This is a genomic window from Paeniglutamicibacter psychrophenolicus (genome assembly GCF_017876575.1).
Classification (GTDB): Bacteria; Actinomycetota; Actinomycetes; order Actinomycetales; family Micrococcaceae; genus Paeniglutamicibacter; species Paeniglutamicibacter psychrophenolicus.
Window position 1 is genome coordinate 3,880,965 of sequence record NZ_JAGIOE010000001.1, and the last position, 14,285, is coordinate 3,895,249.

At 60.1% G+C, this 14,285-nt stretch carries 6 protein-coding genes and 3 pseudogenes; 2 read left to right on the forward strand and 7 right to left on the reverse strand.

What is annotated here, in order from left to right:
• Window positions 1-124: 124 nt before the first annotated feature.
• The 4 genes and pseudogenes from JOF46_RS17625 to JOF46_RS17640 all read right to left on the reverse strand — a co-directional run bounded on the left by JOF46_RS17625 (window position 125) and on the right by JOF46_RS17640 (window position 6,988).
• Window positions 125-2,353 carry a polyribonucleotide nucleotidyltransferase gene (locus tag JOF46_RS17625; protein WP_209909503.1) on the reverse strand — a complete coding sequence of 743 codons (2,229 nt, stop codon included), beginning with the start codon at window positions 2,351-2,353 and terminating at the stop codon, window positions 125-127.
• A gap of 718 nt (window positions 2,354-3,071) precedes the next feature.
• Window positions 3,072-3,527 (reverse strand): annotated as a pseudogene (locus JOF46_RS17630) (IS30 family transposase); the annotation flags it as partial.
• A 112-nt stretch (window positions 3,528-3,639) separates the two neighbouring features.
• On the reverse strand, window positions 3,640-5,079 hold the full coding sequence (ltrA, locus tag JOF46_RS17635; RefSeq protein ID WP_209909505.1) for a group II intron reverse transcriptase/maturase: 1,440 nt from the start codon (window positions 5,077-5,079) through the stop codon (window positions 3,640-3,642).
• 538 nt (window positions 5,080-5,617) lie between these two features.
• Window positions 5,618-6,988: an IS30 family transposase gene (locus tag JOF46_RS17640; RefSeq protein WP_209909509.1), complete on the reverse strand. Its 1,371-nt coding sequence runs from the start codon at window positions 6,986-6,988 to the stop codon at window positions 5,618-5,620.
• Between the two features lie 75 nt (window positions 6,989-7,063).
• On the opposite strand from JOF46_RS17640, the pseudogene JOF46_RS17645 reads away from it, so the two are divergent.
• Both JOF46_RS17645 and JOF46_RS17650 read left to right on the forward strand, forming a co-directional pair.
• Window positions 7,064-7,640 (forward strand): annotated as a pseudogene (locus tag JOF46_RS17645) (recombinase family protein).
• A gap of 246 nt (window positions 7,641-7,886) precedes the next feature.
• Window positions 7,887-10,259: a P-loop ATPase, Sll1717 family gene (locus JOF46_RS17650; RefSeq protein ID WP_209909512.1), complete on the forward strand. Its 2,373-nt coding sequence runs from the start codon at window positions 7,887-7,889 to the stop codon at window positions 10,257-10,259.
• A 120-nt stretch (window positions 10,260-10,379) separates the two neighbouring features.
• On the opposite strand, the pseudogene JOF46_RS22910 reads toward JOF46_RS17650, so the two are convergent.
• From JOF46_RS22910 to JOF46_RS17670, 3 genes and pseudogenes are all read right to left on the reverse strand, one after another.
• Window positions 10,380-11,811, reverse strand: a pseudogene (locus tag JOF46_RS22910) (NF041680 family putative transposase).
• 106 nt (window positions 11,812-11,917) lie between these two features.
• Entirely contained in the window at window positions 11,918-12,340 is a 423-nt protein-coding gene (locus JOF46_RS17665) for an AlbA family DNA-binding domain-containing protein (protein ID WP_209909518.1), read from the reverse strand.
• Between the two features lie 513 nt (window positions 12,341-12,853).
• Complete coding sequence (locus tag JOF46_RS17670; RefSeq protein WP_209909521.1) at window positions 12,854-13,966, reverse strand: hypothetical protein; 1,113 nt, start codon at window positions 13,964-13,966, stop codon at window positions 12,854-12,856.
• Between the last annotated feature and the right edge of the window lie 319 nt (window positions 13,967-14,285).

Here is a 14,285-nt window from a genome sequence, read left to right on the forward strand (position 1 = left end):
GCGGACTCCCAATTGGGCATACACCCCGGCCGCCTCTCCCCCATGGCTTCTGCCATAAACAGGAAAATCCCGGCCCACCAAAAAGGTGGGCCGGGATTTTCTATCCTAGAAGACTAGGAACTGATTACTCAGCAGCCTCGACGAGGTCTTCCTCGGCTACAACCGGGGCAAGCGAGAGCTTTCCGCGATCGTCGACCTTGGTGATCTCGACCTGAAGCTTCTGGCCAACGGAGACAACGTCTTCGACGTCGTCGACGCGCTTGCCACCGGCGAGCTTGCGCAGCTCGGAGATGTGCAGCAGGCCGTCCTTGCCCGGGGTCAGCGAAACGAACGCACCGAAGGTGGTCAGTTTCACGACGGTGCCGAGGTAGCGCTCGCCAATCTCAGGAACCTGAGGGTTGGCGATGGCGTTCACTGCGGAGCGTGCGGCTTCTGCCGACTCCCCGTTGGTGGCGCCGATGAGGACGGTTCCGTCGTCCTCGATGGAGATATCCGCTCCGGTATCTTCCTGGATCTGGTTGATCATCTTGCCCTTCGGGCCGATGACCTCGCCGATCTTGTCAACCGGGATCTTCACCGAGATGATGCGCGGAGCATAGGTGGAGAGCTCGTCCGGGGTGTCAATGGCCTGGTTCAGGACATTGAGGATGTGCAGACGGGCTTCGCGGGCCTGGGTCAGCGCAGCCGCCAGGACCGATGCCGGGATGCCGTCAAGCTTGGTGTCAAGCTGGATGGCGGTGATGAACTCGGCGGTACCTGCAACCTTGAAGTCCATGTCGCCCATGGCGTCTTCGGCGCCGAGGATGTCGGTCAGGGCCGCGTAGCGGGTCTGGCCGTCAACTTCGTCGGAGACCAGGCCCATGGCGATGCCGGCAACGGCAGCGCGCAGCGGGACACCGGCGTTGAGCAGCGACAGGGTCGCGGCACAGACCGAGCCCATCGAGGTCGAGCCGTTGGAGCTCAATGCCTCGGAGACCTGGCGGATGGCGTACGGGAATTCCTCGCGCGACGGCAGCACCGGCTGGATGGCGCGTTCTGCCAGGGCACCGTGGCCGATTTCGCGGCGCTTGGGGGAACCCACGCGGCCGGTTTCACCGGTCGAGTACGGCGGGAAGTTGTAGTTGTGCATGAAGCGCTTGCGCGTCACCGGCGACAACGAGTCGATCTGCTGTTCCATCTTGAGCATGTTCAAGGTGGTGACGCCCATGATCTGGGTTTCGCCACGCTCGAAGATCGCCGAACCGTGGACGCGGGGAAGAACCTCGACCTCGGCGGTGAGCTTGCGGATGTCGGACAGGCCGCGGCCGTCCATGCGGATCTGGTCGGTCAGGATGCGCTGGCGCACGACCTGCTTGGTGACTGCACCGAAGGCCTTGGAGATCTCGCCTGCGCGGGTCTCGAAGGCGGTTCCCTCTGCGGTGAGCTCGGCAACGATCTCGTCCTTGAAGGCGGAGGCTGCGGTGTCGCGCTCCTGCTTGCCGGCGATCTGGTAGATCTTGGCGAGCTTGGCGGTTGCCTTGGCTTCGACGGCTGCGTAGGCATCGTCTTCGAAGTCGCGGAAGATCGGGAACTCGACGGTCGGCTTGGCGGCGCGTGCTGCCAGGTCCGACTGTGCCTCGCACAGTGCCTTGATGAACGGCTTTGCAGCCTCAAGGCCCTGGGCGACAACCTCTTCGGTTGGGGCCGTGTGGCCCTGTTCCTTGATGAGGGTCCAGGCGTTGTCGGTTGCTTCGGCTTCAACCATCATGATGGCAACGTCGTCGCCAGCGATGCGGCCGGCAACGACCATGTTGAAGACGGAGTTTTCCAGCTGGCTGTGCTTCGGGAAGGCAACCCACTGGGCACCGTTTCCGTCGTCAACCAGGGCAACGCGGACGCCGCCGATCGGGCCGGAGAACGGCAGGCCCGAGAGCTGGGTCGACATCGAGGAGGCGTTGATGGCCACCACGTCGTAGAGCTCGTCCGGGTTGATCGCCAAAACGGTGACCACGATCTGGACCTCGTTGCGCAGGCCCTTGACGAAGGTCGGGCGCAGCGGGCGGTCCATCAGGCGGCAAGCCAGGATGGCTTCGGTCGACGGGCGACCTTCGCGGCGGAAGAAGCTGCCCGGGATGCGGCCGGCAGCGTACATGCGCTCCTCGACGTCCACGGTCAGCGGGAAGAAGTCGAAGCCTTCACGCGGGTGCTTGCCGGCGGTGGTTGCCGAGAGCAGTGCGGTCTCTTCGTCGATGTAGACCATGGCTGCACCTGCAGCCTGCTGGGCCAAACGGCCGGTTTCGAAGCGGATAACGCGCTTGCCGTACCGACCATTGTCGATCACGGCCTCTGCGAACTGAATTTCGGGACCCTCCATTGGGGCGTGTCCTTTCGATCAATATCCGCAGCACACTGCGAACAAGCCACACATGCGGTGCAACCTGGTCTTCGATCGAGACTCGCGCTCTTCATGAGGAAGAGCGAAAGCCACTACCGAGGACCGCGACTGTCTTCCGGTGGGTCAAGTGCGCGAGGTGCGCGGATATTTCGTCTTGTTTCTGTGCTGGTCATGCGAAATTGCAAACCATACGTATACCAGCCTACCGGGTTAACGGATTCGGCGCAGTGAGGACGCGAACTCGTGGTTGGACGGGATCCCGCGGAGAGTCGAGCTGCATCACCGGCGGCGATCTCGAGCGCATTGGACCTGCGCGGAATCGACGTGTACGGAGCCACGCCATGTGTCGAGGAGAAGTCCCAACCGAGTATTTTCGTCACCACAATAAAGGAGGCGCCTCTTATCACGGTCGCTCCGTGCTGTTTGTTCATATGCACCCGTCAAAGACAACACTGCCGAAGCCATCCACGAACAATCGATCCGAATCCAGCGTTTGGTGCTGCAGTGAAGAATCCCCCCTCCCCGCCCCCCGACACACAAGCAGCAAAAATCCGGCATCCAAAAACGTTGAAAATTCAAGGAAGTCGAATTCGCGCATGACCAGCCCGCATTAATGCCCGGTGAAGGTACGGCGAATTTTATCGGTCGACGCAACAAATGGACTAAACGGGGGCGTTTTTCCCCGTGTTCTAGAAGGCTACCCCAACGGCGCTGCCGGCGTTTGGCGTTCGGCCCTGAACCGTGCAGCCGGGGTGTCATAGGCGAGGTTCTTGCGGGGCCTGGTGTTGAGCTCCTTCATCACGTGGTTGACGTGTCGGGCGCTGTGGACGGCCAGGTTGGTGCCCTTGGGGAAGTACTGGCGGACGAGGCCGTTGAAGTTCTCGTTGGCGCCGCGTTGCCACGGGCTGGATCGTTCGGCGAAGAACACCGGAACGCCGGTCGCCTTCGTGAGTGCCTCGTGGCTGGCCATTTCCACGCCCTGGTCCCAGGTCAAGGTCCGCTTCAGGGTCGGCGGCAACGTGGAGAATGCGTTGGTGATGGCGGCGTTGACACTTGCCGCGGTATGGTCCCGGGGCAGGTTGACGATGATTCCGTACTGGGTTTTGCGTTCCCTCAGGGTCACCATCGCCGAAACGGACCCGACCCCGACGATGTAGGGTCGGGCCGGAGCGCGACACCGGGATTGCTCCCGGCTCGTTTCTCCGACCCGCCCTCCGCACCGGACGTGCGACTCTCATCGCATCCGGCGCTCCACGGATAGCCACTTACCCCGTGATTGCAGTCCATGGCGTCGGGATATTGTGCGCCCGCCACCGATACCGGGTCACCGGTACCGACGCGGTGTCGAACATCGTGATTCCCTCGGCCTGCGGCTGGTTTCCGGGCTTCCCTGTCAGGAACCGCCGGAACAATTCCCGCCACGTAATACGTGGGTGTCGCTTGCGAATCCATTGGGTCACCCGATGCCAAATAAACGCATCGAGATAGCCGAAGGTCGCCTTGGATACCCCATGGCGGAAATAGTTGCACCAGCCACGCACGACCGCGTTCAGACGGCCGAGCAGGGCTGCAAGCGTGGGATGTTGCGCTCGACGTGTCAGCGCCCGCACCTTCCCGAGAATCGTCAACAAGGACTTCTTCGACGGGTAGGTGTAGACACTCATCTTTTGGGTTCCCTTCTTCAATCGCCGCTGGATGTGAAAACCAAGAAAGTCGAACCCCTCATCAACATGGCAGACCCGGGACTTGGGCACGGAGATCTTCAACCCCAACGGGGCGATCACCTCCGCAACCTCGTCCCAGAGTGCCTCCGCATGGGCTTGGGTCCCCAGGACCATGATCACGAAATCATCCGCGTAGCGGATGATCCGATACGTGGCCCCGCCCCGTTTCCGGTGGGCTTCCCTGCGATACGGGGTGCCATGGGCATCCCATTTATCGCAGAAATGCTTGTCCAAGACCGTCAAGGCGATATTCGCCAGTAACGGCGAAATAACCCCTCCTTGCGGAGTTCCGGTGTCGGATTCCCTGAGTTTCCCCTCGACGGACATGATGCCCGCCTTGAGGAACTTGTTGATCAGCGTCAGCACGCGCTTGTCCGTGACGCGCTTGCGCACCTCGGCCATGACTGCCGAGTGCTTGAGCTCGTCAAAACACGCCTCAATATCCGCCTCGAACACCCAGTGGTAATTGCGGGTGGCCACGGCATGGATTTCGGCTATCGCATCCTGCGCCCGACGCTTCGGACGGAAACCGTAACTGACCGGCTTGAAGTCCGCCTCGAAGATCGGTTCCAACACCAACGCCAAGGACGCCTGAACCACCCGGTCCCTTGCGGTGGGGATGCCCAAGCGGCGAAGCTTCGTGCTGTTCGGCTTGGGAATCAAGCGCTCCCGCACCGGCAACGGAACAAAGGCCCGGGACTTCAAAAGCTCCCTGACCTCCTCCAGAAACTCCACGCTTTCGGCACCAACACCGATCAGGGCCGGAATGCGCCGGTCAACACCGGCGGTTCTGGCACCCTTGTTGCCCTTGACCCGGCCCCACGCAACGGTGAGGAAATCCCGGTCATGGACGAGGTTGAACACATCGTCAAAAAGACGGTCAGGATCGCTGACCGCCCAGTGGTGCAGTTTCGTCTGCATCGCACGTACCCGCACGCTCGCCTCATCGAGGTCGAGCCATCGCGGTTCACCGGTATTCACCAATGCCTCCGTTCCTTGCAGTAGCTACTGCGTCATATCCGCTGGGGCCCTTCGCCATGTACGAGGCTTTCCCCCGCTCGGACTACTACGGCCCCTCCGCCCCATCGCGCGCCGATCGGCGGACAACACGCCCACCCGAAACCATGACCCTGGATGGGCCTACGATCACGGGAGATGCACGATGGTTCCCACGTTCACTGTTTACCGATTGGCAGGTTAGGTGCCCAGCTATGCCCCTGCGATATCGCCACGGCTACGCCGCAGGCCTTCACCGTGGCCTCGAATGCCAACGACCTAAAGCAACATCCGAGTTCCCGCCCCGTAATGAGGGGGCGGTGCGCATCGCAGGCCAGCCCATATCCACCGAATTTGAGCTGGCGGGAGACTTGAGAAGCTTTTAGCACTGGTTCCTCTCGTACACCTTCCTGCCTTGCTTGCCGGACCCGACCCATTCGGTAGTGCTGGTCCGTCCCGGCGTTGTCGGGGCTGCTTTCCGCCCTTCCCGGTGTTTCCCCGGGTCAGGCTGCCCCCAGCTTCGTCATGCTGCTGCGACAGCACAACGGCGAAGGTCTTCCACCTCCGCTCGGTAAAACAGCGCCTCGTGGCGCACGAGATCCCCTTCCCAATGGCCCGCCTCCAGGCGGGTTTCAACCTCGGCCGGACGCTGGTCGATCATGACCATGTTGCGGATCCGCGAGCCCCTTCCCGTGCGGGTTCGCCAACGCGTCTTGCGGATCCTTCGGCCGGTGCGCAGCTTGGCGGCGTAGCGCTTGTGCAGTCCCTGGCCCTCGCGCAGCAGCAACGACCGGTAGATCGTTTCGGGACAGATCCGCAGTTCCTGGTCTTCGGGGTAGGTCTTCTTCATCCAGCCGCTGATCTCGTCCGGGGACCAGCAACGGTTGAGCTTGCGTTGCACCAGTCCGCGCAGCCGAGGGCTGGCAACGAGCTTGTGGACCTTGGGCCGGGCCCGTTGCAGGCGGGCGTCATGGTCGGCGGTGCGGGGCAGGTAGCGGCCATCGGCGTCCCGGTGGCGGTCCAGCTCGCGTTTGATGGTGGAGGGCTGGCGACCCAGCTCACGGGCCACCTGGCGCATGGAATGCCCCAGCTCCAGGAGGTCGGCGATCTGCAGCCGTTCCCGGGCATCGAGATAGCGGCCCGTCGGCGCGGGCCGGGGCTCAAGTGACGGAATCCGGTAGTTGTGGGCATTCCTGAGTGACGTGCCTGTTCGCCTATGCATACCCAGAAGTCTGCATGCCTCGGCGTTGCTTTTGCCTTCGCGCATCAGTTGCCAGTATTTCGTGTCCCGTTCGGCCCGTCGGGCTTGAGACTCGGAAACCGTCGAGGCCAGGACCGCATCCGCGTAGCGGTTCGCGGACAAGACGGCGGCGTGCTGGGCCGCGGCCGAAGCGTTCCTTTCCTTGGCGAGGCGTGCGAGCCGTTCGCGTTCAAGGCCTTGGCAGCGGTGGCTCGTGAGCCGCAGAAGTGTCTGGCACCGCTTCAGGATGACCTTCGAGCCCCGAAGTTCGTCGAACCGGGCGCGGATCCACCGGTACGCCGTGGAGCGGCTCACCCCGGCGGCTTCGGCGGCCTGGTCAACCCTGGTTCCGCGGGCAAAGGCCGCCCAGAACTCGGTTTCGTCCTGGACGTTGGCCTGAAGGTGGTGCCGGCCAGTGGCCACGGCCACCGCGGCTTCCCAGGCCGGGAGCCGCGAGGTCGTGAATCCCAGCGCTTCGGTCGCCTCGGCCGGACCCAGGCCCTCGCTGCGGAAGCGCAGGTAGCTTTCCCGCAACCAGCGGTATCCGATTTCCTTGTGGATTCCGGCCGCGCGGGCGGAGGGTTTGAGACCGTTTCCCTGCTTGATCGAGGCCAGAAACCGGATCCCTGTTGGGGAAGAAGAACTCAAGTACATGATCGAATCACCTTGGAATAGGTGTTGCTTCGATCGACAGAATCTCGCGTGGGGCACAAACGCTCCACTCGAGGCATGTCACCGCATCTGGTCGGGAACGCCCGCGTCTCCACCAACCAACTAGACCTCGCCTCCCAGCAGGCCGGACTCAGGGCACTCGACGTGCCCGACGACTTGGTCTATGTCGATCACGGGCTCACGGGGGAACCGCGAACGCCCCGGACTGAACCAAGCACTGGCAGCATGCAGGGCCGGGGACACCCTGGTGGTCACCAAGCTCGACCGCCTTGCCCGCTCACTGCCCGACGCACGCGACATCGAAGACCTCACCAAGCGCAAGATCAAGATCAGCCTGGGCGACAACGTTCACGACCCCACCGACCTGGTCGGCCGGCTGCTGTTCAACGTCCTAGCGATGGTCGCCGAATTCGAATCCGACCTCTTCATCCGCGCCCGCACCCGCGAAGGCATGCAAATCGCCATGGCCAAGGGCAGGCTCCGCGGCAAGCAACCCATGCTCTCCCCCGCCCAGGAAAAGCACCTCGTCGCCCTCCACCACGGCGGCAAGCACACCAGCACCGAAATCGCCCAACTCTTCGGCGTCGCCAGAAGCACGGTGTACCGAATTATCAAACGGACCAAAACCAGCTAAATCCCAAGTGCATACACCTCGGAATGCGTTAATGAGGCTCAAATATTCGCTTCATTAGATCGACCGAGACATAACCAACCACGGAAGAATGAAGCCAAAGTCATGGACGAACGGCAGACGCTAGTTATATGGAGATATCTCGATGCTGGATGATGGCGCGTATTCGTAGTGTGTCAGAAGTAGTCCGGTAGAGTCAGGCTAGTGCCCCAATAGCACATTTTCTACTTCTCACTAAAGGCTTGATAAGTGAAATCAATCTTTTTCGGTTACGCCGAACGTCCCGCTTCTCAAGCAGAAGCAATGCGATCAACCGCGCAAAAGCTGAATGAACAGAAATATGCCCAAACGGTGACATGGGAATCGCTACGTGTCGGCGGCACGATTGTGATCGACCAAGTTCTTGAGGCAATCGATCTAGCCGACATGTGCGTCTTTGATCTGACGAACCTGAACCCGAATGTCCTGTTTGAAGCGGGCTATGCCGTGAGCCGAGGCAAACCTATCTGGCTGACCATGGATGGAACTGTCAGCGATGCATACTCTCTGTGGAAGGAATTTTCCCTTCTTGGACCGGTTGGTTTCATCAAATATCGAAACAGCGACGAACTGGTGGCCTCCTTCCTCCACGAAAATCCGTTGGAGAGTCTTGATCCCATATACGACTCCCTTATAGAGCCGAACTTGCCCGCGATTCCGGAACGACGCCGTTCGATTCTGTACTGCTCGACGTTCGAACCCTTCGAAGCAGCTAATCGACTTGACAATTTCATCGACGACCGAAAACGCCGCGGAACGAATGTCTTGGTCTCGGATCCGACAGAATCGAGCCTCAACCCGATTAGTTGGTATGCGCCGATACTCCTTAAATCCGCTGGGGTACTAATTAACTTCGCGGGCGCGGAACGAAACAAGGCAGAAATCCACAACAAACGACATGCACTAGTTGCTGGGCTTGCCCGGGGATTCGATATTCCCATCCTGTTAATCGCTGAGAATACCTACCCTGCGCCGTTTGACTATGAATACGACGTGCTGAAATACGATTCAAGTGAAGCTTGCATTAGCTTTGCGCGTGGTTGGATCGACGGTCTGGAATTCGAGAATCTTACGTGGAGCAGCTCCCGGCCGACGATGGGGCCCTCTCTACAAGGATTGCGATTTGGTGAGCACGTTGCAGAGAACGAGTCCGAAAATTTGGGCGACTACTTCGTCGAGACCGCTGCATTTGGTGACGTGGTGGCGGACCGAAATGCCATCTTTGTCGGACACAGAGGCACTGGGAAAACAGCAAATGCCCTACAAGCATTCGAAGAGATAGCTTCGAATAAGACGAATCTCCCCGTTCTCATCAAGCCACCGGGCTTCGAGTTCGCGGCGGTCATGCATGTAGTCGAAAAGCTTCCGAACATCCAGCATGAATACTTCTTCGACGCACTCTGGCGATTCGTCATCCAGACAGAAATTGCTAATACAGCACTTCGTCACATTGAAGATCGGCCTCTAGGCGTGCCCCAATCTGATGCTGAGCAGGTATTCGTGCGTTATGCCAACACTGCACCATTCGAAATCCGACAAGATGTATCGGTCCGGTTAGGCCAAGCGCTTCGTTCCCTTCCCGACGTGCTTGAAGAAAGCGACGGACACTTGGACGTGAACAGGGATCGCATCAACGAGGCGTTTCATTCAACGGCCCTCGCTGAGTTGAGACACAACTTGGGACCAGTACTCAAGGATCGAAAACGCGTCGCTGTGTTCGTGGACAACCTCGACAAGGGATGGGAAAAGGGTGCAAACTTCACAATCATGGCGCGCTTCATCCTTGGCCTTCTTATCGCACAAGGACGATTAGCCCAGGACTTTGCAAGGCACGATTCTTGGCGAGAGAAGATCAAACTAACGGTGGCTATCTTTCTGCGCAGTGACATCTACAACTACCTAAAGAAGGAAGCGCGCGAGCCAGACAAGCTACCCATTTCAACGATCGCCTGGAATGATCCCGGTACATTGCTGACGGTCATCGAAGAACGTTTCTTATCAAGCCATCACAACTTTCAGGATCCGGACGTCCTTTGGAATCGATTCTTCTGCAGCGAAGTCCAAGGGATGCCCATCAAAAAATACTTAGGGACGGTAATACTCCCTCGCCCCAGAGATATCGTTTATTTCTGTAATGCTGCGGTGAGTCGAGCTATTGACAGGCGAAACGATAAGGTTTTGTCGGAAGATTTCCTCTCAGCCGAAGAGACTTACTCAAGGTACGCTTACGAAGCTCTTCTTGTGGAGAATGGAGTAACCATTCCCGAGATGGAAGAGGCCCTCTTCGGGTTTCTGGGATCCGAGCGCATCATTTCTGTCGACCAAGCGCTCACGGCGATGAACGAGGCAGGCGTGGCCGAAAATCGCGTAGATACACTGCTGAACAAACTAGTCTCTATGTCCTTCATCGGCCTTGAAATTCGGCCAGACACTTTCCACTTTCCAGAAGCAGGTACTGACTTCAAGAGATCTGAAAAAATGGCGACGTTATACCAAGCGACTCGAGGTCTTCAACGTCTCAAGATTCATCCGGCCTTCTACAATTTCCTGGATGTCAAAGCGCCCGCCAGTGCGGACAGTTAGAATCATTTGCGCGATCAGCATTTCGGCTACTTGGCTCCTTGCCTCGTACGCGTCAAAAGTCCCTACTCAGGCCGGTGATCCTGAGGTATCACGGAATCATGTGACCCCTTAGCTTGAGATTTAACCTTTGTAGTGGGCCTTGCCCACGTGTTGGAGGGTCGGTTTGAGCCGGTTGGTGCCGCCCTTGGGGCGTCCGGGGCCGGGGGCCGAGGCTATTGGCGGGCCTGCCGGGTGCACGGTGTTCCGGCAGGTCCGGCGGTAGGTCGACCGCACGCGGGCCGGGCTGAGGCGCGCCAGCGGGACCGGCTGTCGCCAGGGCAGCCGGCATTCGACGGCCAGCGGGCGGGCCAGGCGCAGCAACGCCTGGGCGCCGAGCACGATCCAGGTCCATCGGTCGGCGGCTTCCGGTTCCCGCAGCTTGGGCCTGGCCCAGCCCAGGCTTTGCTTCAGGAAGCGGAAGGTGTGCTCGAGGTCGAAGCGTCGCAGGTACATCGACCACCAGTGGTCGGCCTGCGCCTCGTTCTCCGGGACCGGTGTGGAGGCCCAGAGCCACATCGGCTTGGGCGTCGCGTTTCCCGGCAGTCGCTCGACCGTGAGGCCGATGACGGTGCCTTCGATCAGGGGCAGGGGACCTTGGTGGTCCTTGAGCCAGGCACGCGATTCGAGCTTGGGGTGCATCCTCCCGAACGCCGTCGCTTGCACGGCACCGTAGCGCTCCAGGTGATGGTGCGTGGCGCACGCCGGATCGGGGTGCGTGTCGGGGTCCCGCAGCACCAGCTTCGCGCCGTGCCGAGGCTGCCAACCCCTGGAGGGTCCGCTGCGTGCCCCGGCCGGTGCGTAGAACACCCGGTCCGAGCGCAATCGCCCGACCAGGACCATCGGCAGGTCCCGCAGGAGCCAGGCCAGGCGCACCACGTCGTAGCCGGCATCCATGACCACCAGGATCTCCGGGTCACCGGGTCGTTGCTGCCCGGTGTCGAGCAGCCGCCCAACGACCCCGCGCAGCTGGTCGGCGGTCGCGGCAGTTGCGTCGTCGTCTTCGGTGCAGGCGCAGCGCGTCGAGCAGCGCCGTCCACGAGGTTGCCCCCGGCTCCAGGGCTGCGACAAAGGAGTAGGGCCACCCGGGAATCATTTGCGATTGCCCGCTGCCGCGGGCGTAGGTGTGGCAGAACGCGCGTTCCGGGCTGCATGCGGCGTCCGGGCGCAGCCAGTTCGAGACGTCCACCGCCAACACAATGTGTTCGCGACCCGAGGGATCGGGGATCCTGGGCACCGTGACCGAGCCGATGAGTTCCCGGAGCCGGTCGGTATCGAGGTCTCCCTCATTGATCGCGTCAAACAGCGCCCCGTACCCGCGGTGGTGCTCGGGTTCCAGGGACAGGTGCGCGAGGTCGGTGACTTTCCCCTCGGCGCACAGCAACGCGTCGGTCAGCTCGAACAGCTCGTCGGCCCTGCGGGTCAGGCACCCGTAGTAGCCTTCGCGGAAGGCGTCGAAGCATTGGCGGGCGGCATCCGATGATTGCGGCGGGGTGGAACCTTCGTGCATAATCATGACCACGGCCCTCGGTTCTTGGTGGTGCTTCGTTCATTTGGGAACACAAGCATCGGAAACGAGGGCCGGCAACGTTGCGTGACACGCCGGAGGGCCGGCCACTTTCTTAGTGGCTGGCCCTCCAAAGGTTAAATCTCAAGCTGAGGGCGTCGTCCTTCATGGAGAAGTGCGGTATTTCTAGACTTGCCGGGATTGAGAGGACAACGACACAGGAGCCGTCTCCGGCATCTTCCAGCGGAGTGAACTCCAAGCCGTGCACCGGCGGCTGAATCAGAGAATATGCCCAGCCCCTCAGTTTCCGTTCGGTGGCGTCCGTCCATTCCTCAACGGGAACTATCTCCTTCGCCGCGCTGCTGACCCGATCCTCCGCTACACCGTATACAATCATCCCTCCCCCACCGTTGACCATGGCAGCAACATCCTTGGCGAACTCCTCGGAAGCCTTGGGATTGCGCCTGTCAGGAAGTCTTTCCTTCCAATCCAGATCGCCCCTTTCCGTCACCTGCAGCTCGATGGCGCTTTGAAGCATCACATACGTCAGGGCGGAAGGCTGGAGCCCGAGGGCACGGTGCAAGGGTGTGAAAGCCCTGGGTGAATCTCCCACGCTCGATGAGAAACTCCGGGCCGATTCGGCTTCCCAGGCCGGCGTGTATCCAGCCTCTATGTAATGCGGACGGACTGAATGTCCGGCCAAGGTTTGGGCGTGTCTACAAAAATTTCTGCCTTGCGGGCTTACCGTCAGCCCGTCAGCCTCACAAGCACAATCTGCCATTCTCCAAGTTCGCTGGGCTTTTGGATATGGTTGCGGCAGGCAAGCGAAGACGCTGCTAGGTGCCGACAAGCAGATCTGGAATCACTTTGTCGCTCCGGCGGGCCAAGTTGTCTGGAGCCGGCAGGGCGGTGGCGGCCGGCGCCGCGGCGAAGAACTAGGTCAACTGCGCCCGTCCGTCAGGCAGCGCTGAAACCAACGCATCGCAATGCGACGACGCCAGCTATCAAACAAGGAGGACCGGCGCGGAACTGTGAGGGCCGAAAGTTGCGTCTATACCGTGCCCTGACTTTGCGTATCCAGCAGATGAGCGATGACCTGACAGCAGGCCCAGATTTGAATTGAATAACCGGTAGGACGGTTGTCGGGTACCCGATCGAGTCCCGGATAGCTTTCTATCTTTTCGCCCAACGGAGAGAAAGCGTGGATGAGCAAGTCCATCAAGAATAAGTTGCGTTGGAGAATCCGCGGATGAGTATCGGGAGAGAGGATGTCGTCTACCTCGACTTTCTCCTTGACCAGCCACATCGTGAGTGTTGTTAGAAAGGCCCCGGCACAAGTCAGCCGTCCATCCCTTGTGCTTTCGACTGCGGATACATCGTTCTTCAGCGTGGTGCCGAGAAAAACTGCCATGGCGTCAGCCTGGTGTTCTCTCGCGTGAGCTCGCCTCCGGCCCGAGGGTACCTGAATTCCGAGGCTCTCGAGCCAAACGTTCAGCTCATGGGTTCCTGGAGCATGGTTGTCATTGGGATTGTTCCATCCATGGTTCAAGAGGTGATGACCTAGTTCGTGACCCAAAGTGAAATGAATCCCGGCCTGCTCAAGGTATGCAGCCTGTCCACCCGGGTATTCAGATCGAAGAACTTCTAGTCGGGAAAACGAAGTTGCGGGTTCCATGCGCAGGTCTGCAAGTGCTTTGATCAGTACATCAAGTCGAGGCCCACAGACGACGTCTGAAGCTAGGGCATCAACCAGAGGCCTGAGCGTTCCGAGTGCCTCCCGCGGCGGTACGAGAGGGTCGATCATTTTCAGGCGCTGGGCCAGAAGGACTCGGACTTGAGGTGTCACCTCGTCAACAGCTCTGGCTGTCAGATGCATGGCGAGAGCATATTCGGGAGTCACAGTGATGACCCTTGCGTTAGGTGAGAGCGCATCCGCCATCGCTTGGATGGGGTCCCCCAGATGTCCGCGAATCACCAAAACCTCATCGACGTAGGCCCGAAATCTTCTCGGCGCGAATTTAGCGTAGCGACTAAGATACCGATCCATGTCGGCGTCGAGCAAAGGTGCGATCAAATCGGCGCTGAATTGAGGGTCCCGCCGAATCTTGCGCGAAGCGCCAAGCCTGCGGACTATTTCTCTCTTTGCGACTTCTTTACTCCACACCCATTACATCTTGGTCTAGGGGCAAGAGTTTCCAAAATATCGCCCTACGAGGGATGATCCCCTACTGACGATTTCCAGCTGAAAGCGGAGGATATGGCTCGGTTTACCGATACCTACAGAGACTTGTTGACGCTTTCCGCCTTACACATCGACGTATCGTTGCCTGTTGTTGTTTTACCTGTCCGTGCCGTGCAGCGAGATCCTTTGCGAAACCCGAACAGCGCGACCGCACAGGCTGCCTCTCGTGTAAACGGAAAACGCGGTGCATTTTCGAGGCTGTCGGCCACAGATCGAAATCCGCAGGAACGTCAGGCCATGC

Coding starts and splice junctions, on each gene's coding strand:
- JOF46_RS17625 (WP_209909503.1), bottom strand. CDS start 2,353: ATGGAGGGTCCCGAAATTCAGTTCGCAGAGGCCGTGATCGACAATGGT.
- JOF46_RS17640 (WP_209909509.1), bottom strand. CDS start 6,988: ATGTACTTGAGTTCTTCTTCCCCAACAGGGATCCGGTTTCTGGCCTCG.
- JOF46_RS17665 (WP_209909518.1), bottom strand. CDS start 12,340: ATGCTTCAAAGCGCCATCGAGCTGCAGGTGACGGAAAGGGGCGATCTG.